The following is a 16003-nucleotide window of genomic DNA, read 5'->3' as shown; positions in this document are numbered from 1 at the left end:
TGATACCGCTTCAGATACATGGTGATCTTCTCCGGCCCGAAGTGATACTGCTGACGCAGCCAGAGGATCTTCTCGATGACCTCCGCGTCGGTCGCGGTCGGTGAGTGGTGCGGGGCGCTGGAGCGGTCCTTGAGCCCCTCGAACCCTTCCGCCTCGTAGCGTTTGAGCCAGTGGTAGTAGGCCTGCCGGCTCACGCCGTAGTAGCGGCAGCTCGCGGCGATGTTTCCGCTGACTTCCTCGACATGCCGCAGCACTGCGAGCTTGTGATTCGCTCGCCGTTCGATCGCCCGCTGGGCCGAGGCGGAGAGTGTTGATGTCATGCAGTCTTCCTCCCAAGTGGAAGACCCGACTGTCAACAACCTCCGTCAGTTTTATAGCGACCTCGGGAACGCGTGCTGACCTCGACGGCACCGTGTCGATTAGGAAAACCAGCCACCATTCACGGCGAACCAGAGGAAAGTCAGGCCCGAGCTTGTCACGAAGCCCACCCAAAGGTTGGCTCTTTTCACCCCTGCGCGTTTCAGAAGCCCGATAAACAGAGCAATGACCGCCACGCCGAAGACAGATACTCCTCGGGCGACGTAAAGCTTCCACAGCTGGGCGTCCAGGGCTGCGGCAGATGGTATTTGGCCAAAGAATGCCACGCTAGAAAGCTCGTTCCACGCCTGGAAGTAGAGGGGCACCAACACATTCAGAATCGGGACCACTATCGCCCATGTGCAGACCGTAGCCACGACAGCAAGTTGGTTTTCTCCGCGTGCGGCGTCGACTTCTGACGTCACGAGGGGCTCCATTCATGCCGCATTGCCTTGACCCACGACCGAGGACTGCCTCCACTTTGCACGGTGGCGGAAAGTGCCGTCGATACCCACAATGGGGGTTAGGCGTGGCGGCGCTCTACCATCGTGGCCGAGCATTTCGGCAGGGCCACAAGCGAGTCGTAAGCGAGCTTGGATCCTGACCACTCGAACGCCCGCCAATCAAGACGTGGGAACCGATTCGCGCCATCGGACATTATCTAAGTGTGCGAGAAGACAGCGGGGAGCCCTCACTTGTTGAACGGGCGCGCGCGGGTGACCCGGATGCCTTCGGGGAGTTGTTCGACCTTCATCGGGACCGCGTGTTCCGGCAAGCCGCGAGGCTGACGGAGTCCATCCACGACGCCGAGGATGTGACCGGCATGGTCTTTCTCGAAGCCTGGCGTCGCCGGGCGTCGATGCGTGACGTGGACGGCTCGGTGATCGGCTGGCTCCTTGTCACAGCGAACAACGTTAGCCGCAACTTCAACCGAGCCAGTCGCCGCTATCGTCATGCGCTCGCCGGCATTCCTCTGCCCGAGCCGGCGCCGGACCCGAGCAGCACCGTTGACGACCACATCGACTTCACCGAAGCGCGCGACGCGTTGCGCTCCGCCCTCGCACGTCTGCCTCGCCGCGATCAGGACATCCTCTCCCTGTGCGTCATCGAGGAGTTGAGCACCGCCGAGGCTGCATCGGTCCTGAACGTGGCGCCGGGCACGGTCAAGTCGCGTCTGTCACGTGCGAAGGCAAGGCTGACCGGCATGCTCGGTGAGGCGACGGAAGTCGTGGCGATTGAAGGGGGGCTCCGATGAGAGACGGTAATCGCTTCGATGAGCAACGCAGTGCAGCGTGGCGGAGGACGATCGTCGAGACAGCTCGTACCGACGGATCCCGACGAGGCACTCGCCGTCGCGTCTCGATCGTCGTCGGCCTGGTCGTCGCCGCGCTCGTTGTGTCCGGCGGAGGCGTCGCCTACGCATTGAGCGTCGGCGTATTGAAGGCGGGGACGGTGGAGACCAGTAGCCCGACGCCGCTGCAGCGCGATACTCCGGGCGTCATCGTTCCGCCGACACCCACCCCCTCACCTTCCGCCGGCACTACTGGGCGAGATGATGCAGTCGAGGCGTGCACCCTGTTGAAGCAGATGTTCACCGTCTCAGGAACTTCGGAGCAGGATACGAAGGCGACCGCGCAGAGCCTCGGCGCACGAGTAGCCGACGCGGCCCAAATGGCCCAGTCGGCCGACGCTCAGTGGAGTAGTACTGCCCAAGCCGTGATCAATGCGCAGGGCGCGCTCATTGCATATCTCGAAGACAACACTCCGAGTGGGATCACAACTCTGGAAAAGGCTGCAGACGAAGTGCACGCACAGTGCTCGGAAGTCGGCGTCGACGTTGTTCTCCAGCAGTAGCCAAGGACGGTGAAGATCAGGCAGATGGGGGCCTGAGTCCGTGATCGATCTTGTGCATGCTCGGGCTGCGACCGCTGAGGGCTGAACCCGAACAAGAAATGGCCAAAGGTGCTATCACCGGCTCACGGCGATTGACGGCGTCGTATTTTCGACGGAGTGCGGGTCAGTAATGATAACGAGCTTGAAGGATAATCACGTATGCATCGTCGACGAGGTACACAAGCCGGTTGGCTTCGTCGATGCGTCGTGACCATGCCCCAGCCAGCGCGTGCTTGAGCGGCTCCGGCTTTCCGACGCCCTCGAACGGGTCGTCGCGCAGGATGTCTTCGATCAGCATGTTGATCCGCTTGAGTGTTCGCCGGTCCTGGCCCTGCCAGTAGAGGTAGTCCTCCCAGCCGCCGACGGTCCAGGCGAGCTTGCGGTCACTCACTGGTCAGGTCGTGCTCGGTGATGTTTCCCGAGCGGGCGCTCTCGATGGCGTCGATGAGGCGTCGTGCGTTCTTGGGGGAGCGCAGGAGGTACGTGGTCTCGAGCAGCGAGTCGTACTCGTCCTTCGACATCAGCACGGCCGAACCGCGCTTCGATGTGATCTCGACTTCGGTCTGGTCGAGGTTGACCCGTTCGATGAGGCCGAACAGGTCGCTGCGAGCCTCGCTTGCTGTGATGGCCATGATTCCTCCAAGTGGTACAAGATATCGTACCACTTGTGGACGAGAGTCGCCGAGGCTTCAGGGCTCGCAGCTATCCAGTGGAACGCTGGTCGCCGATTGATAGGCCCGGGCCGGCGGCTGAGACATGACCCAGTGCCGTGAGCATCCGAACACACTCTGAGGCGTTCCGTGACTTCGAAAGAAACAGAGGCCATCCGCCCGCAAAGCGGAGAAGGTGGAACGAGAGAATTATCGGGTCCACGGTTGTCCGGCAGATGACGTTCACGGACGGGACGGCCCGCAGTTGATATTGCCCAACCCGCGTCGACGATTCCTCGACGCGCTCGATCATGGCGATCGGAACTGCGACTCTCTTTCGGTAGTTCGTACTTCCGTCGCACAGCAGGATCCCAGTTGAGTCGACCACGAGTGTCTGTGTGCCGCGCGAGGGAAATCGCACACGAATCCCGTCGAGCCGACGAACGAGGTGGTGAAGTTCCTTCGCTAACTCTGGGTCATTCGCGACCTCCGCGATGTATGCCGCGGGAAAGGCCTGCCGCAATGAGCGAGTTCGACGTCGAATGCGAACCTCTGAGGCCATCAGAACGGCATAGATAATGAGGGCAACAACGGCCAAGGCCCAGAGGAGGGTGGACACCACGAACCACATGTCCATTCCGGACCTCTGTAGCGATCCGAACTTCACAGCGGTCGAGACTGTCATTGCCGCGACGAACACGATTGCCCCGACAAGGGGAAGCCAATTCGCACGACCAGTTCGGGCAGATGTCGCCTCGTCGGTCATGTCAACTCCTCGTCGCTTAACGCTGCCGCTGTCTCGGGGACGAGGCTAGTCGACGGTGATAGCCAATTGAGGGATTGGGCCATTGAGCGTGCTCGGCTCAATCGGATGGCATCGAAATTACATGCCGTTTGCTGAGCGCTTGTCGGCTCAGACCTGTCCGGGTTGCAAGCGAGTTCCAACTCTCGCCCACCTCGCGAAGCTGGGAAATCAACTGGTCCCGTTCGAGAAGCGCCGCGTCCTGTTCGTCGCGGAGTCGATCGATAGTCCGCGAAATGTCGTGAAGTCGTTTGAGGGCGTCGCCGCGCGTGCCCCATTTTGCCTGTAGCTCCAACATCGCGTCGGCGGCGTGCTGCTGCGCGGCCTCCCGCTCGCGGGCTTCAGCGTGACGTATGGCGGCGGCGTCGTGTGCTCGGCGCTGCCGCGAGTAGGACGCTTCGCGCCGGCTCGCGTTGTTCGAATTCCCCCGATTTGCCATGTAACCTGGTTTACACGGGACCCCTGTCATTTACTGGGCGGCCGAACGGCTCCACTTAAAGTGCCTACGTGCATTAGCCCTTCTCCCTCTTGTCCCTCGGCGCATCCTCCCTTCGGTCCTGTCTCGTTCGTTCCTCCCGTCCGCTGTTCCTCTTAGGCTATTGATCTTGGCTCTTGGTAATTCGTGTCCTTCGAATTTTGATCCCAACCCCTGCGCTAGGTTCGCCACATGAGGAATCGCGACGACTCGTCGCGATTGAAAGGGAAACGGGATGAATGCCCCGAGCGGGACGCGTGAGCGGCGGATCGCGGGGTCGTCATGAGCGCGGAGAAGCCATGAACCTACGGACCTCGGCAGGGTGGCGCCGGCTCGGCTTGATTGTGCTTATCGTTCTTGCACCCATCGTCTTGGGTGTGCTCGGGTTCGCCTTAGTCGATGTTCAAGGGTTCATGAGTTCGCCCTGGGCATTCTGGCTTTTGATGGCGTCCCTTTTCATTCCGTACTCGATCGTCTACACGGCCGACACTCTCCGTCGACGGGAAGCCCGGACGGCCGTGACGCCGTCCGGGGACTCATCTCCCCTCGTCTTTGCCAGCTCGGCAGATCCCAAACCGGAGAAAGTGAGTGTCGACAGCGGCCGGTCGTCGGGCTCCAGTGCCGCGTGGATATGGGTGGGCTTGGTGCTCGTCGTGGCGTATGCAGTCGTTCGAGTCGCCTTGGCGCTGGCGAACGATGGTGACTTCGATTGGACGGTCGTGGTCGCGCTGTTCGCTGTCGTCTGTATTGCGACCATCATGCCCAGCGTGATCGCGTGGCAACGGTTCAGGCGATCGGCTCTCCGTATCGACGACAGCATCGCGTGGCCGACCCTTCGCACCGACCAGTTCGCATCACAGCTCCATCGGAGCCGGCCGGGCGCCGTCATTCCGCAAGACCTCATCCTCTCGGCCACCGAATCGGCGGTCAACGTGTGGACGACGGAACGGGAACCGCGCCTGCTGCTGTCGCTTCCACGTGACACGGCTACGACCGTTCGCCCGGTGACGACCGCCGACCGTCTCGGTTCCACGGGCGTGGTCCTTGAGCGCCATGTCGACGGACAGGTCGAAGCTTTCGAGCTGATCGTCCGGCGAAGAGGCGTGTTCACATACTTCCGGACGGATCACGCCACAGCTGAGCGCTGCTCCGATGACATTGCGATTGACGTGAATTGACCCCGGATACCGGGAACGCTTCGTTATTGATCCAGTCGGTCGGCGTTGCGCCACTCGCGCGGATTCCATCGCGGCGAGTAGCCGCCGATCGCCCCGATTTCCAGCCAAGGATCATCTGAGCGGATCAGGCAAAGAACCCGGTTACCGAGCAGCGCGCCCCGCAGGGCGGCACCGCTGATGATGTCCAGAACCGTGACCGCGACCTCGGGCATCGCTGAACGGAAGTGATCGAAGTTGTCGATCACGACGACCAAGCCCGTCTCGCTCTCAGCCCATCCGTAGTCAAGCTCGGCGACATCGCCGAGACAATCGACCAACGCGTCGAGGTTTCGCCCGTAGTAACCCGGAAACTGGAGCGCCGTCGAGAACGATTGGTGCATCGCACTTTCGTCAGCCCATGATCCGGCGTCCAGGCGGACGATTCGGTAGCCAGCCGCTTGGAGCGTCCAGATTGCGTCGTCCAGCACGTTCCGCGAGAGAAACTTCGAGACGAAGCCGTCTTGCACAAGATTGAACCCGGGATCCTGGTTGTCCGCTTTCCACACAGCCATGTGAAGAAACGTAGCGGTCGAGTGGTCCGACTTCGAGTCTGCTCCGCCCAAGGCATCCTCGCGGGCTGAGCGGTCGAGTCAAGGGTGCGGCTCTGGCGGCGGTCTCAAGCCCGACTTCGCTGACGCACCGGTACTTTCAGCGCGCGCGCTCGTCCCGCATCGCCCCCAAAGCATGAGCTACTCGCTCAGCGGTAGCCATGCCCTCTGGCAGGAATTTCAGTCCTTCATCGCGCATGATCACGAATGGAAGGTCAACACGTTCGTCGAGAAGATCGGACATTACGGTCAAGAACACGGTCGCCCTCGACGCGGTCCCTTCGCCTGTCGCCATTCGACACTCGACGCTCGCAACCTCGCCAGCGCTGATCTCCACCAACGGAGCGGTCGTATCGGCATCCCAAAACTCGATCCGATCCGAATGCACCGCAAGCAGGAGGAATGCGGACATCGTTGGATGCCACTCACGCTTCGCGAGCACGCTCACACTCAACGCGAAGTCTGACTCCCCGTAGACGCGGTAGAGCGTCGCCCTCCGGAGCCGTCGCTGCAGTTCGATTCTCGCTTCTTTGAGACCCCGTTGCTTTCGCGCGACGAGCGCGAAGGCCAGCCCCACGATTGAGCCCGCCCCAGCCACGATCGACACAGAGGTCAGGGTGGCGGCAAGGGCACCGCCTAGCGTTTCGAGTCCGATGAGCGATCGGATGAGGATCGCGATAGCGCACACGACGAACGCCGCAGAGGCGGCGATCACCCCATATCTGGGTTTCATTCGAGCCCCGATCCAGCTCCGACGGTTTACATGACTACCGCGAGACTAGGTCATTGACGCCGCGCCACTCGTTTGTCGAGCGCTTGTTGGAGTCCTAGGCATGAGTGCCGCCCGCACATCTGGCCGAATGGACTGGTTCGAGTTCCTACTGTGGGCCGCGGGATGGATCTACCGCGTCGTGTGGACGTTGCTCATCGTCCTAGCCTTCGTGCGTAGATCGAGACAGCCAGTCCGCGAGTTTCGAGGCGCTAGGAACGGAGAGCCGGCGTCGTTCACAGTCACGAGTCCGGTCCTAGACGTCGGAGTTCGACACACCATCTGGGCGTCGTTTGCTGAGAGCTTGTCGACCGCCGCCGCGTCCAGGTCGATCGCGCCGTCGTTGAACTCACCGACGGACGCCTGGTCTACGGGTCTCCGAAGAACCACCAGCAGCGGAGTGTGCCGTTCCCGTCCTTCCTGTCCGACCAGCTGCGCACGTTGGTCGCGTCGAAGGGTTCACGCGACCTGCTCTTCACGTCGCCCTACGGCCGGCCGCTCCGGGTGAACAACTGGAAGCGCAAAGCATTCGACAAGGCGGCGGACACCCTGTCCGACAACCACCCCGACCTGCTGCGCCCGACGGTGCACGACCTCCGCCACACGGCCGCGAGCCTGGCCATTTCGGCGGGCGCCAACGTCAAGGCAGTCCAGCGGATGCTCGGCCACGCCTCCGCAGCGATGACCCTCGACGTCTACGCCGACCTCTTCGACGATGACCTGGATGCCGTTGGGGACGCATTGAGCCGTCTTGGCTCTCCAGAAGTTGTGGGCAAAGTGTGGGCAAATCCCGAAATCGCGAAGCCAGAATCTGCCGCGAATGGGCTTGGATCCCTTTGATTCACTGGGTGGGCCCCGTGGGGCTCGAACCCACGACCCGCGGATTAAAAGTCCGATGCTCTACCGACTGAGCTAGAGGCCCTCGTCCTCTAATCTAGCGTGGATTCCGCACCTCCCCGTGCCGGGGCAGAATGGGGGGATGCCGGACCGCTATCACAAGCCAACGCTGTTTCCCGGGGGGATGTTCGAGGCCTTTCTCGGTGGGGACGATCCCGCGCAGATCAGCAAAGTCGCCCACGAGACCGCCCAGGCGCTGCTCGCGCGCGTGCGGGAGGACCCCGATCCGGAGATCGTCGACCGGCTCGTCGCCTACACCGACGAGCACGGCATCGACGCGATCGCCGAGTTGTGGGCTCGGTCCAACCCGAAGAGCCTGCCGGGGGCGCTGTGGCGCATCTACCTGCTGCGGCTGCTGATCCGGCAGGACGCCGAGGGCACTGCGCTGCTGTACCAGCGGGGCACGGAGGTCATCGCCTCCATCGACCCTGTGGTCGCGGGTGCGCCGACGCCGGCCGGGCCGGGGGAGGTGACGGAGCTCGCCGATCGCATCCTGCGCGGGGTGTTCGAGGGCGACTTCGCGGTCGCGCTCGACCGGGCGGCCGCGTTCTGCAGGGTGACGGCGGCGGGATGCGTCTCCGTGGCCGACGACCGGGACGCGCTCGACCCCGAGCGAGCGAGCGAGCTGACGACGCGCGCCCTGCGTTTCACCCGCACGGCCGAGGAGCTGACGACCTGCGCCCGGCTGTGGCGCACCGACTCGCTCGACTGAACGGAGACCAGCCCCGTATTCCCTAAAGCCGTTCTCTCCCTGCGAACGCCACGCCGTGAAGCGCCGTACGGCCTCCTGTATGCTTGACGAAGCCGGACCGCAGTAACCCCGGGCTCCAATACTTGCCGCTTCGAGCGGCCTCGCGCCGAGAGGCGTTCTGCGGTCCGGCTCTTTCATGCCCGTGGCGACCAGGCTCACCGCGGCGGAAGGGCTACAGTCGAAGGCGTCAGCGGCCCAGACGAGCGGAGATCGAAGAGTGGACGACGCCCCCGTGGTGGAGCAGCTCGACGACCTGCTGCTGCGTGTCGCCCAGGGCGACCAGCGCGCGTTCTCCGACTTCTACGACCACACGGCCTCCCGCGTGCTCGGCCTCATCCGGCGGCTCCTGATCGACGCCGCGCAGTCCGAGGAGGTCGCCCAGGAGGTCTTCCTGGAAGCGTGGCAATCCGCTCGGCGCTTCGATCCGAATAAGGGCAGAGCGCTCACCTGGCTCCTCACGATGGCGCACAGGAGGGCGATCGACCGCATCCGTGCGTCGCAGGCGTCGCACGATCGTGACACCGCGGTCGGCATCCGAGACCTGCCGACAGCGTTCGATGTGGTGGCGGAGACAGTGGAGGTCCGGGTCGAGCATGAGCGAGTGGAGGTGGCGATGGAGAAGTTGAGCGAAGTGCAGCGCCAAGCCGTCACGCTCGCCTACTTCGGCGGGCTCACCCAGAGTGAGCTCGCGGCCGAGCTCGGCATCCCCCTCGGCACAGCCAAAACCCGGTTGCGGGATGCGATGATACGCCTGCGCGACGAACTGGGGGTGACACCATGACCGACGAGAACCGCGATAACACCGACCCCACGACGCTCGGCGCCCGCCTCGGTGCGGACAATGCCCGGGAGGCGCAGGACTTCGAGGACGTCGCCGCCCAGCTCGCGCTCGCGTCCGACCCCGTCGAGCCGCCCGCGGCGCTGAAGGCCGCGCTGTTCGCGCGGATCGCCGAGACGCCGCAGCTCGCGCCGGAGGAGGAGCAGGCAGCGCCGAGCACGGCAGAGCCGGCCCGCGCACCCCACCCCACTCCCGCCGAGGCCCGTGCGGCCCGTCGCTGGTTTCAGCGCCCCGGCGCGATCCTCGCCTCCGCCGCTGCCGCCGTCATCCTCTTCATCGCCGGCGCGTTCGTCGGCGTCAGCCTCGCCGGCACCGACTCCTACCAGCAGCAGCAGTCGTCCGCTCTGGCCGCCCTGAACGCCTCCCCGGACACACAGCGCAGCACCGCCCCCATCACCGGCGGCGGCACGGCGACGCTCGTCTGGTCGGCCCGGCTCGGCCAGTCCGCGATCGTCGCCACCGACCTCCCGCAGCTCGCCGGCGGCAAGACCTACGAGCTCTGGTACATCCGCGGGGGCGCCGCCACCCCGGCCGGCACGATGGACTCCGCCGGCCACGTCGCGACCTGGCGCGTCCTCACGGGCACGATGACGCCGGGCGACACCATCGGCATGACCGTCGAGCCCAGTGGAGGCTCGAAGCAGCCGACCACGAAACCGATCGTCGCCATCAACTCCTGAGCCGCGCGCCGGCCGCCGGGTCAGACGCAACGAAGCCCACGGGACATCCCGTGGGCCTCGTTCACGCTGTGCGGTGGCGGATCAACCGAAGCGGCCGGAGACGTAGTCCTCGGTGGCCTGCTGGGTCGGGTTCGAGAAGATCATGTTGGTGTCGTTGTACTCGATGAGCTTGCCCGGCTTGCCGGTGCCCGCGATGTTGAAGAACGCGGTGCGGTCGGAGACGCGCGAGGCCTGCTGCATGTTGTGGGTGACGATCACGATCGTGTAGTCGTTCTTGAGCTCCTCGATCAGGTCCTCGATCGCGAGGGTGGAGATCGGGTCGAGGGCCGAGCACGGCTCGTCCATCAGGAGCACGTCGGGGGAGACCGCGATGGCGCGCGCGATGCACAGGCGCTGCTGCTGGCCGCCCGACAGGCCGGAGCCGGGGAGGGCCAGACGGTCCTTGACCTCGTTCCAGAGGTTGGCGCCCTGCAGCGACTTCTCCACCAGGTCGTCCGACTCGCTCCTCGACATCCGGCGGTTGTTGAGCTTGACGCCGGCGAGCACATTGTCCCGGATGCTCATCGTCGGGAACGGGTTCGGGCGCTGGAAGACCATGCCCACCTGGCGGCGCACGAGCACCGGGTCGACGCCCGTGCCGTACAGATTGTTGCCGTCGATCAGCACCTCACCGTCGACGTACGCGCCGGGGATGACCTCGTGCATTCGGTTGAGCGTGCGGAGGAAGGTCGACTTGCCGCAGCCGGACGGGCCGATGAACGCGGTCACCGTCCGCGGCTCGATGGTGAGCGACACGCCCTCCACGGCGAGGAACTTGCTGTAATACACGTTGAGGTCGTTGACTTCGATGCGCTTGGACACGTTTTTCCTTGTCTGCGTTCTTCGGGTTGAAGCTGTGGAGTCCGCGGTCAGCGGCCGTACTTGGGGGCGAAGACCTTCGCGACGATCCGGCCGATGAGGTTCAGGAGCATGACGATGATGATCAGGGTGAGCGCACCGGTCCAGGCGCGGTCGATGGAGGCCTGCGCGTGCAGGCCGGCCGCCTGCGTGTACTGGGTGTACACGAACACCGGCAGGGCCATCATCCGGTCGTTGAAGAGGTCGTAGTTCATGCTCGTGGTGAAGCCGGCCACGATCAGCAGCGGCGCGGTCTCGCCGATCACGCGGGCGATGGCGAGCATCACGCCGGTGACGAGCCCCGCGAGCGACGTCGGCAGGACGACCTTCAGCACGGTCAGCCACTTCGGCACGCCCAGGGCGAGGGAGGCCTCCCGCAGCTCGTTGGGGACGATCCGCAGGATCTCCTCGCTCGAGCGCACGACCACCGGGATCATCAGCACGGACAGCGCCACCGACCCCATGAAGCCGTTGCGGATGGCCGGCCCGAAGAAGAGGGCGAACAGCGCGTAGGCGAACAGACCGGCGACGATCGAGGGGATGCCGGTCATGACGTCCACGAAGAAGGTGATGCCGCGCGCGAGGATCCCGCGCCCGTACTCCACCAGGTAGATCGAGGTGAGGAGGCCGATCGGCACCGAGATGACCGCCGCCATGAGCGTGATCTCCAGCGTGCCGACGATCGCGTGGAGCGCGCCGCCGCCCTCGCCGATGACGTTGCGCATCGACTCGGAGAAGAAGGTGAGGTCGAATCGCGCGAGGCCCTGGGCGACGACCGTCCAGCCGAGGGAGATCAGCGGCAGCAGCGCGATGATGAACGCCGTCGCGACGAGCGAGGTGACCAGCCGGTCCTTCGCCTTGCGGTTGCCTTCGACCAGCAGCGACGTGGTGTAGATCGCGATGTCGAAGAGCACGGTGCCGAAGAAGATCGCCCCGACGGGGTTGAAGCCCTTGGTGGCGCCGCTGGCCGCGAGCATCGCGAACACTGCGATGAGCACGACCCAGGAGCCCACGAGCATCACCCACGGGGTCCAGCGCGGAAGCTTGCCCGCGGTGTAGGAGTTGGCCAGCGGGCGGGGTGCCGCGGTCGCGGTGGTGGTGGCGGCCATCAGTTCGCTCCAGAGAAGGCCGCACGGCGGCTGACGATGTATCGGGCGAGCATGTTGATCAGCAGGGTCACGACGAAGAGCACGAGGCCGGACGCGATGAGCGCGTTGACGCCGACGCCGGTGGCCTCAGGGAACTGCAGCGCGATGTTCGCGGCGATCGTGTTCGGGCTCTGCGCCTGCAGCACGGCGAACTTGACGATGAGCGCGGGCGAGAGCACCATCGCGATCGCCAGCGTCTCGCCCAGCGCGCGGCCGAGGCCGAGCATGATCGCGGAGATGATGCCGCTGCGGGCGAAGGGGAGGACCGCCATGCGGACCATCTCCCACTTCGTGGCGCCGAGCGCCAGCGCGGCCTCCTCGTGCAGGCGCGGGGTCTGCAGGAAGATCTCGCGGCAGATCGCGGTCATGATCGGGATGACCATCACGGCGAGGACGACGGCGGCGGTGAGGATGGTGCGTCCGGTGCCGGAGATCGGCGGCGCGAAGAGCGGGAACCAGCCGAGGTACTGGCCGAGCCAGGCGTAGAAGGGCTGGACGAACGAAGAGAGTGTCGCGATGCCCCAGAGGCCGAAGACGACGGACGGGACGGCGGCGAGCAGGTCGATGATGTAGCCGAGGGTCTGCGCGACGCGGCGGGGCGCGTAGTGCGAGATGAAGAGGGCGATGCCGATCGACAGCGGCGTGGCGATGATGAGCGCGATGAGTGCAGCCCAGATGGTGCCGAAGACCAGGGGCCAGACCCACGCCCAGAAGTTGGTGGCGTTGTTGGGCAGCTGGCCGGCGCCGGCGCTCAGAGCGGGGATGCTCTGGATGATGAGGAAGAGCGCGACGGCGGCGAGGGTGGCGAGGATCAGCGACCCGGCCACGACGGTGGAGGTGGAGAAGACGCGGTCACCGAGGCGGGTTTTCGCCTTCGGCCTGATGGCTCCTGCGGTTCCGGCGGTCATTCGTTGCTTTCTCTCATCGGGTCCCCAGCGGGGTGAGTGTGATGCGCCGCTCGGCCTGGACCGGGGTGCGGTCCAAGCCGAGCGGCCGGGGTGTTACTTGATGCTGGCGATGGCCTTGCCGACCTTCGAGGACAGGTCGCTCGACAGCGGGGCCGAGCCGGCCTGGTCGGAAGCGGCCTTCTGGGCGTCGCTGGAGACCACGTAGTTCGCGTAGCCCTTCACGAGGTCCGCCTTGGCGGCGTCCTTGTACTGCTGGCAGGCGACGATGTACGAGACCAGGACCAGCGGCCAGGCACCGGTGGAGGTGTCCTTGCGGTTGATCTGGATGGCCAGGTCGTTGGTCTCGCGGCCCGAGGCGATCGGCGAGGCGGCGACCACCTTGGCAGCGCCGTCGGCGCTGATCTTGGTGTAGGTGTCGCCGACCTTCAGCTGCGCGATCGAGAGGCCGGCCGAGCCGGACTCGTCGATGTACGTGATCGAGTTCTTCGCGTTCTTGGTGGCGTCCGCGACACCCGAGGTGCCCTTGGCGGCGTCACCGACCTGGAACGGGAAGGTCTGCGCCGCGGGAGCGGTCCAGACGGTCGGGGCGTTCTGCGCCAGGTAGTCGGTGAAGTTCTGGGTGGTGCCCGAGTCGTCGGAGCGGTGCACGACCGTGATCGGAGCCGACGGGAGCGTGGCGCCCGAGTTCTGCGACTTGATCTTGGCGTCGTCCCAGGTGGTGATCTTGCCCGAGAAGATGCCGGCGATCGTGTCGGCGTCGAGCTTGAGGTCCTTCACGCCGTCGACGTTGTACGCGATGGCGATCGGGGAGATGTAGACCGGGAGGTCGATGCCCTTGGCGCCCGCGGCGCAACCGGCGAACGTGCCGGCGAGCTCGGTGGTGTTGAGCGCGGCGTCGGAGCCGGCGAAGTCCGCGGCGCCCGAGATGAAGCTCTTGCGGCCGGCGCCGGAGCCCTGCGGGTCGTAGTTGACGGTGACCTTCGGGTTGGCCTGCTGGAAGCCGGCGGCCCAGACGGTCTGCGCGGCGCCCTGGGCGGACGAACCGATGCCGTTCAGCGTGCCCGAGAGGTTCGACGGCTTGGCCGTGGTGGTCGCCGGGGTGCTGCCCTCGTTCGACGCACAGGCGGTGAGGGAGATGGCGGCGGCGGCGAGGAGTGCCACGGGAACGCCAAGACGCTTCAGTTTCACAGTTGTCCCTTCCGGGGATCAGTAACAACAGGACGGGGTCGGTGCGACCCGCGTGTGACGCTATTCCCGGTGTCTGACCAGAGTCCCCCGCAGTGGTAAACGGAAGGTTAACGACCGGTGGCCTCTTGATGCGCACGCATAGGTTCGGCGGGCGTTCGCCCCGTCAGTCCTGGACCGTGATCGGTGTTCCGAGCGGGAGCCGGTCGACGGCGTCGATCGCGTCGGCGCCCAGCCTGACGCATCCTTGGGAGACGGCTCCGAACGCCACGTTCTGGTAGTGGATGCCGATGAGGCCGCCGTCCGCTCCGCCGTACGGCTCGTCGGCGGCGGTCGCGTGCAGCGAGGTGAGCTGGATCCGGTGGACCGCTTGGCCCTGCGCGGGATCGAGGTAGCGCGCCTGCAGGTAACCGGTCGTCCCGGTCGGCGTCGGGGTCTCGGGGGTCCCGACGCCGACGGGGAACGTCTGCTCCGCCTTCCCGTTCGCGTCGGTGATCGTGAGCGTCTGTGCCGACACGGACACGACGACGCGGTGCTGGAGTGCGACGGAGGTTCCGAGCGCCGAGGTGGGCATCCACGCGGCGGTCTGGGCGGGGGCGCTCGCGCCGTCGCCGGCCTGCGAGGGCAGGAGCTGACGGCTGGCCGTGAGCACCATCGACCAGGCGCCTTTCGTCGCGACGGGGACGATGACGGTCGGCTTGCCGAGGAAGTCCTTGGCGGGGATGCGCGCGACGGCGGTGGTGAAGTCCGCAGCGTAGACCGGGGCGTCGAACGCGACCGTGGCCGCGTGGCTGATCCGGGGCTCGGCCGGGGCGGCGAGGAGGCCGGGGATGACCGCGTCGTACACCGCGGCCGGGAGGGCGGCGATCGCCGACGGCGTCATCCCGGGCGGGAGTGCCGGCCCGGCGGCCTCGGGAGTCCGGCTGGCGGTCGGGGTGGTGGTCGCGGCGGGCGTGCCGGGGGAGCACGCGGAGAGGGCGACCACGGCGAGGAGTGCGGCTCCGGCCGCGGTGAGGATGCGTTTCATGCTGTGCTCCGAGGAGAAGATGGGCTCCGACGACAAGCGGGGTGGACGCTGGACGCGTCCACCCCGCTGTGCGGTTGTTGCGGCTCTCAGCCGCTCACGACGGGCAGCGTGCCCGGCGTGGTGGGAGCGGCGTCGGGAACCGGCGCCGGGGAGAGCGGGCCGGGGCCGGCAACGATGTCGTCACCGGTGACGGTGATCGTGATGGAGTTGGCCACAGCCGAGGTCTCGCCCGTGAGGGTGAACTCGATCTGCCCGGCCTCGGCAGTGCCCTGCGCAAGGTAGACCGCGACGTTGACGGTTCCGCTGCGATCGGCGACGTACGCGACGGCCGGCATCTGGTCGCCGTTGTAGGTGGACGACAGCGTGACGTCCTCGCCGGGGGTGTAGCCCGAGGCGGTGATCTCGACCCCGACGTCCGCGTTGGTCAGATCCTCGGTCGAGATGCTCGTGGTGTTCGCGGAGATGCCCTTCGGCGCGCGCACGTCGAGGACGATCGTGTTGGAGGTGTCGCCGTCGGTCGAGGTGGCGCTCACGACGACGTCCTCGCCGACCGCGGGCAGCGGGAGGCTGGCGGCCGGCGTGAAGACCTCGTTCGTGAAGGCGCCGGTGGCGTCCGCCGTGACGTCCTGCTGGCCCAGGACGGTCGCACCGTCGGGGTAGCTCACGGTGATGGTGACGGTGGTGTCTGCCGTGAAGCCGGAACCCGACACGTCGAGACCGGTGCCCCAGTCGCCGGCGGTGAAGGTCGAGTTCGCGAGGGTCAGGTCGCCGGTGGCGGCATTGGCCGGAGCGGCGACGAAGAGCCCGCCGATGACGGCAGCCGCAGCTGCGGCGCCGAGCGTCAGGCGCGTGCGAGTGGTAGAGAGCATGCTTCCCCTTGGTTGGTACGGCCGTCCCGACTGGGACGACCATGCCAATCTAGCGTCACACCCTGAGGAATCTCAAATAAACATGAGTATTT

The 16003-nt window shown here is 65.8% G+C and carries 21 protein-coding genes and 1 tRNA gene; 7 read left to right on the top strand and 15 right to left on the bottom strand.

Going from position 1 to position 16003, the window contains the following annotated elements; all coding sequences use genetic code 11:
* Positions 1 to 320, bottom strand: a 320-nt coding sequence (locus tag ACFQ9V_RS10475) for a helix-turn-helix domain-containing protein (protein ID WP_382459097.1), incomplete at its 3' end; no start/stop codon positions are given.
* A gap of 99 nt (positions 321 to 419) precedes the next feature.
* Complete coding sequence (locus ACFQ9V_RS10470; RefSeq protein WP_382459096.1) at positions 420 to 782, bottom strand: hypothetical protein; 363 nt, start codon at positions 780 to 782, stop codon at positions 420 to 422.
* 242 nt (positions 783 to 1024) lie between these two features.
* Between ACFQ9V_RS10470 and ACFQ9V_RS10465 the strand changes: the two genes are divergently transcribed.
* Positions 1025 to 1612 carry an RNA polymerase sigma factor gene (locus ACFQ9V_RS10465; RefSeq protein ID WP_382459095.1) on the top strand — a complete coding sequence of 196 codons (588 nt, stop codon included), beginning with the start codon at positions 1025 to 1027 and terminating at the stop codon, positions 1610 to 1612.
* Positions 1609 to 2211 (top strand): hypothetical protein, encoded by a 603-nt coding sequence (locus tag ACFQ9V_RS10460; RefSeq protein ID WP_382459094.1) that lies wholly within the window; start codon positions 1609 to 1611, stop codon positions 2209 to 2211. Before ACFQ9V_RS10465 ends, ACFQ9V_RS10460 begins: the two co-directional genes overlap by 4 nt.
* A gap of 163 nt (positions 2212 to 2374) precedes the next feature.
* Here the strand turns inward: ACFQ9V_RS10460 and ACFQ9V_RS10455 are convergent, their stop codons facing one another.
* From ACFQ9V_RS10455 to ACFQ9V_RS10440, 4 genes are all read right to left on the bottom strand, one after another.
* Positions 2375 to 2641, bottom strand: coding sequence for a Txe/YoeB family addiction module toxin (locus tag ACFQ9V_RS10455; protein WP_382459093.1), 267 nt, complete (start codon positions 2639 to 2641; stop codon positions 2375 to 2377).
* Positions 2634 to 2882, bottom strand: coding sequence for a type II toxin-antitoxin system Phd/YefM family antitoxin (locus ACFQ9V_RS10450; RefSeq protein ID WP_382459092.1), 249 nt, complete (start codon positions 2880 to 2882; stop codon positions 2634 to 2636). The genes ACFQ9V_RS10455 and ACFQ9V_RS10450 overlap by 8 nt, the downstream gene beginning before the upstream one ends.
* Positions 2883 to 2952: 70 nt before the next feature.
* Entirely contained in the window at positions 2953 to 3666 is a 714-nt protein-coding gene (locus ACFQ9V_RS10445; RefSeq protein ID WP_382459091.1) for a hypothetical protein, read from the bottom strand.
* A 97-nt stretch (positions 3667 to 3763) separates the two neighbouring features.
* A complete protein-coding gene (locus ACFQ9V_RS10440) occupies positions 3764 to 4141 on the bottom strand; it encodes a hypothetical protein (RefSeq protein ID WP_382459090.1) in 378 nt (125 codons plus the stop codon).
* A gap of 335 nt (positions 4142 to 4476) precedes the next feature.
* On the opposite strand from ACFQ9V_RS10440, the gene ACFQ9V_RS10435 reads away from it, so the two are divergent.
* Positions 4477 to 5355 carry a hypothetical protein gene (locus ACFQ9V_RS10435; protein WP_382459089.1) on the top strand — a complete coding sequence of 293 codons (879 nt, stop codon included), beginning with the start codon at positions 4477 to 4479 and terminating at the stop codon, positions 5353 to 5355.
* A 23-nt stretch (positions 5356 to 5378) separates the two neighbouring features.
* Here ACFQ9V_RS10435 and ACFQ9V_RS10430 read toward each other — a convergent pair whose 3' ends face one another.
* Together ACFQ9V_RS10430 and ACFQ9V_RS10425 are read right to left on the bottom strand one after the other, a co-directional pair.
* On the bottom strand, positions 5379 to 5906 hold the full coding sequence (locus ACFQ9V_RS10430; protein ID WP_382459088.1) for a barstar family protein: 528 nt from the start codon (positions 5904 to 5906) through the stop codon (positions 5379 to 5381).
* Positions 5907 to 6042: 136 nt separating this feature from the next.
* A complete protein-coding gene (locus ACFQ9V_RS10425; RefSeq protein WP_382459087.1) occupies positions 6043 to 6657 on the bottom strand; it encodes a hypothetical protein in 615 nt (204 codons plus the stop codon).
* Positions 6658 to 7113: 456 nt separating this feature from the next.
* Here ACFQ9V_RS10425 and ACFQ9V_RS10420 point away from each other — a divergent pair, with 456 nt between their 5' ends.
* A complete protein-coding gene (locus ACFQ9V_RS10420; RefSeq protein ID WP_382459086.1) occupies positions 7114 to 7551 on the top strand; it encodes a tyrosine-type recombinase/integrase in 438 nt (145 codons plus the stop codon).
* Positions 7552 to 7560: 9 nt separating this feature from the next.
* Here the strand turns inward: ACFQ9V_RS10420 and ACFQ9V_RS10415 are convergent.
* Positions 7561 to 7633, bottom strand: a tRNA-Lys gene (locus ACFQ9V_RS10415).
* Positions 7634 to 7690: 57 nt separating this feature from the next.
* Between ACFQ9V_RS10415 and ACFQ9V_RS10410 the strand changes: the two genes are divergently transcribed.
* From ACFQ9V_RS10410 to ACFQ9V_RS10400, 3 genes are all read left to right on the top strand, one after another.
* Positions 7691 to 8320: a DNA-directed RNA polymerase subunit beta gene (locus ACFQ9V_RS10410; RefSeq protein ID WP_345834180.1), complete on the top strand. Its 630-nt coding sequence runs from the start codon at positions 7691 to 7693 to the stop codon at positions 8318 to 8320.
* Between the two features lie 256 nt (positions 8321 to 8576).
* A complete protein-coding gene (gene sigK, locus ACFQ9V_RS10405) occupies positions 8577 to 9140 on the top strand; it encodes an ECF RNA polymerase sigma factor SigK (protein ID WP_382459085.1) in 564 nt (187 codons plus the stop codon).
* Positions 9137 to 9877: an anti-sigma factor domain-containing protein gene (locus tag ACFQ9V_RS10400; protein WP_382459084.1), complete on the top strand. Its 741-nt coding sequence runs from the start codon at positions 9137 to 9139 to the stop codon at positions 9875 to 9877. Before sigK ends, ACFQ9V_RS10400 begins: the two co-directional genes overlap by 4 nt.
* Before the next feature lie 81 nt (positions 9878 to 9958).
* Here the strand turns inward: ACFQ9V_RS10400 and pstB are convergent, their stop codons facing one another.
* From pstB to ACFQ9V_RS10370, 6 genes are all read right to left on the bottom strand, one after another.
* The gene (gene pstB, locus ACFQ9V_RS10395) at positions 9959 to 10738 is read right to left on the bottom strand and encodes a phosphate ABC transporter ATP-binding protein PstB (protein ID WP_382459083.1); all 780 of its coding nucleotides are present in this window, start codon (positions 10736 to 10738) and stop codon (positions 9959 to 9961) included.
* 47 nt (positions 10739 to 10785) lie between these two features.
* Entirely contained in the window at positions 10786 to 11883 is a 1098-nt protein-coding gene (gene pstA, locus ACFQ9V_RS10390; protein ID WP_382459082.1) for a phosphate ABC transporter permease PstA, read from the bottom strand.
* Positions 11883 to 12830, bottom strand: coding sequence for a phosphate ABC transporter permease subunit PstC (pstC, locus tag ACFQ9V_RS10385; RefSeq protein WP_382459081.1), 948 nt, complete (start codon positions 12828 to 12830; stop codon positions 11883 to 11885). Before pstC ends, pstA begins: the two co-directional genes overlap by 1 nt.
* Positions 12831 to 12923: 93 nt before the next feature.
* Positions 12924 to 14018: a phosphate ABC transporter substrate-binding protein PstS gene (gene pstS, locus ACFQ9V_RS10380; protein WP_382459080.1), complete on the bottom strand. Its 1095-nt coding sequence runs from the start codon at positions 14016 to 14018 to the stop codon at positions 12924 to 12926.
* Positions 14019 to 14181: 163 nt separating this feature from the next.
* Positions 14182 to 15042, bottom strand: a complete 861-nt coding sequence (locus tag ACFQ9V_RS10375) for a L,D-transpeptidase (protein WP_382459079.1) — start codon at positions 15040 to 15042, stop codon at positions 14182 to 14184.
* An 86-nt stretch (positions 15043 to 15128) separates the two neighbouring features.
* Positions 15129 to 15911 (bottom strand): hypothetical protein, encoded by a 783-nt coding sequence (locus ACFQ9V_RS10370; protein WP_382459078.1) that lies wholly within the window; start codon positions 15909 to 15911, stop codon positions 15129 to 15131.
* Positions 15912 to 16003 lie beyond the last annotated feature (92 nt).

It is taken from the genome of Leifsonia sp. NPDC056665, from assembly GCF_042791795.1.
Taxonomy (GTDB): Bacteria; Actinomycetota; Actinomycetes; order Actinomycetales; family Microbacteriaceae; genus Leifsonia.
This window is presented reverse-complemented; position numbering and strand designations above follow the sequence as displayed.

Coding starts and splice junctions, on each gene's coding strand:
- ACFQ9V_RS10460 (WP_382459094.1), top strand. CDS start 1,609: ATGAGAGACGGTAATCGCTTCGATGAGCAACGCAGTGCAGCGTGGCGG.
- ACFQ9V_RS10450 (WP_382459092.1), bottom strand. CDS start 2,882: ATGGCCATCACAGCAAGCGAGGCTCGCAGCGACCTGTTCGGCCTCATC.
- ACFQ9V_RS10445 (WP_382459091.1), bottom strand. CDS start 3,666: ATGACCGACGAGGCGACATCTGCCCGAACTGGTCGTGCGAATTGGCTT.
- ACFQ9V_RS10440 (WP_382459090.1), bottom strand. CDS start 4,141: ATGGCAAATCGGGGGAATTCGAACAACGCGAGCCGGCGCGAAGCGTCC.
- ACFQ9V_RS10435 (WP_382459089.1), top strand. CDS start 4,477: ATGAACCTACGGACCTCGGCAGGGTGGCGCCGGCTCGGCTTGATTGTG.
- ACFQ9V_RS10430 (WP_382459088.1), bottom strand. CDS start 5,906: ATGGCTGTGTGGAAAGCGGACAACCAGGATCCCGGGTTCAATCTTGTG.
- ACFQ9V_RS10410 (WP_345834180.1), top strand. CDS start 7,691: ATGCCGGACCGCTATCACAAGCCAACGCTGTTTCCCGGGGGGATGTTC.
- ACFQ9V_RS10400 (WP_382459084.1), top strand. CDS start 9,137: ATGACCGACGAGAACCGCGATAACACCGACCCCACGACGCTCGGCGCC.
- pstA (WP_382459082.1), bottom strand. CDS start 11,883: ATGGCCGCCACCACCACCGCGACCGCGGCACCCCGCCCGCTGGCCAAC.
- pstC (WP_382459081.1), bottom strand. CDS start 12,830: ATGACCGCCGGAACCGCAGGAGCCATCAGGCCGAAGGCGAAAACCCGC.
- ACFQ9V_RS10375 (WP_382459079.1), bottom strand. CDS start 15,042: ATGAAACGCATCCTCACCGCGGCCGGAGCCGCACTCCTCGCCGTGGTC.
- ACFQ9V_RS10370 (WP_382459078.1), bottom strand. CDS start 15,911: ATGCTCTCTACCACTCGCACGCGCCTGACGCTCGGCGCCGCAGCTGCG.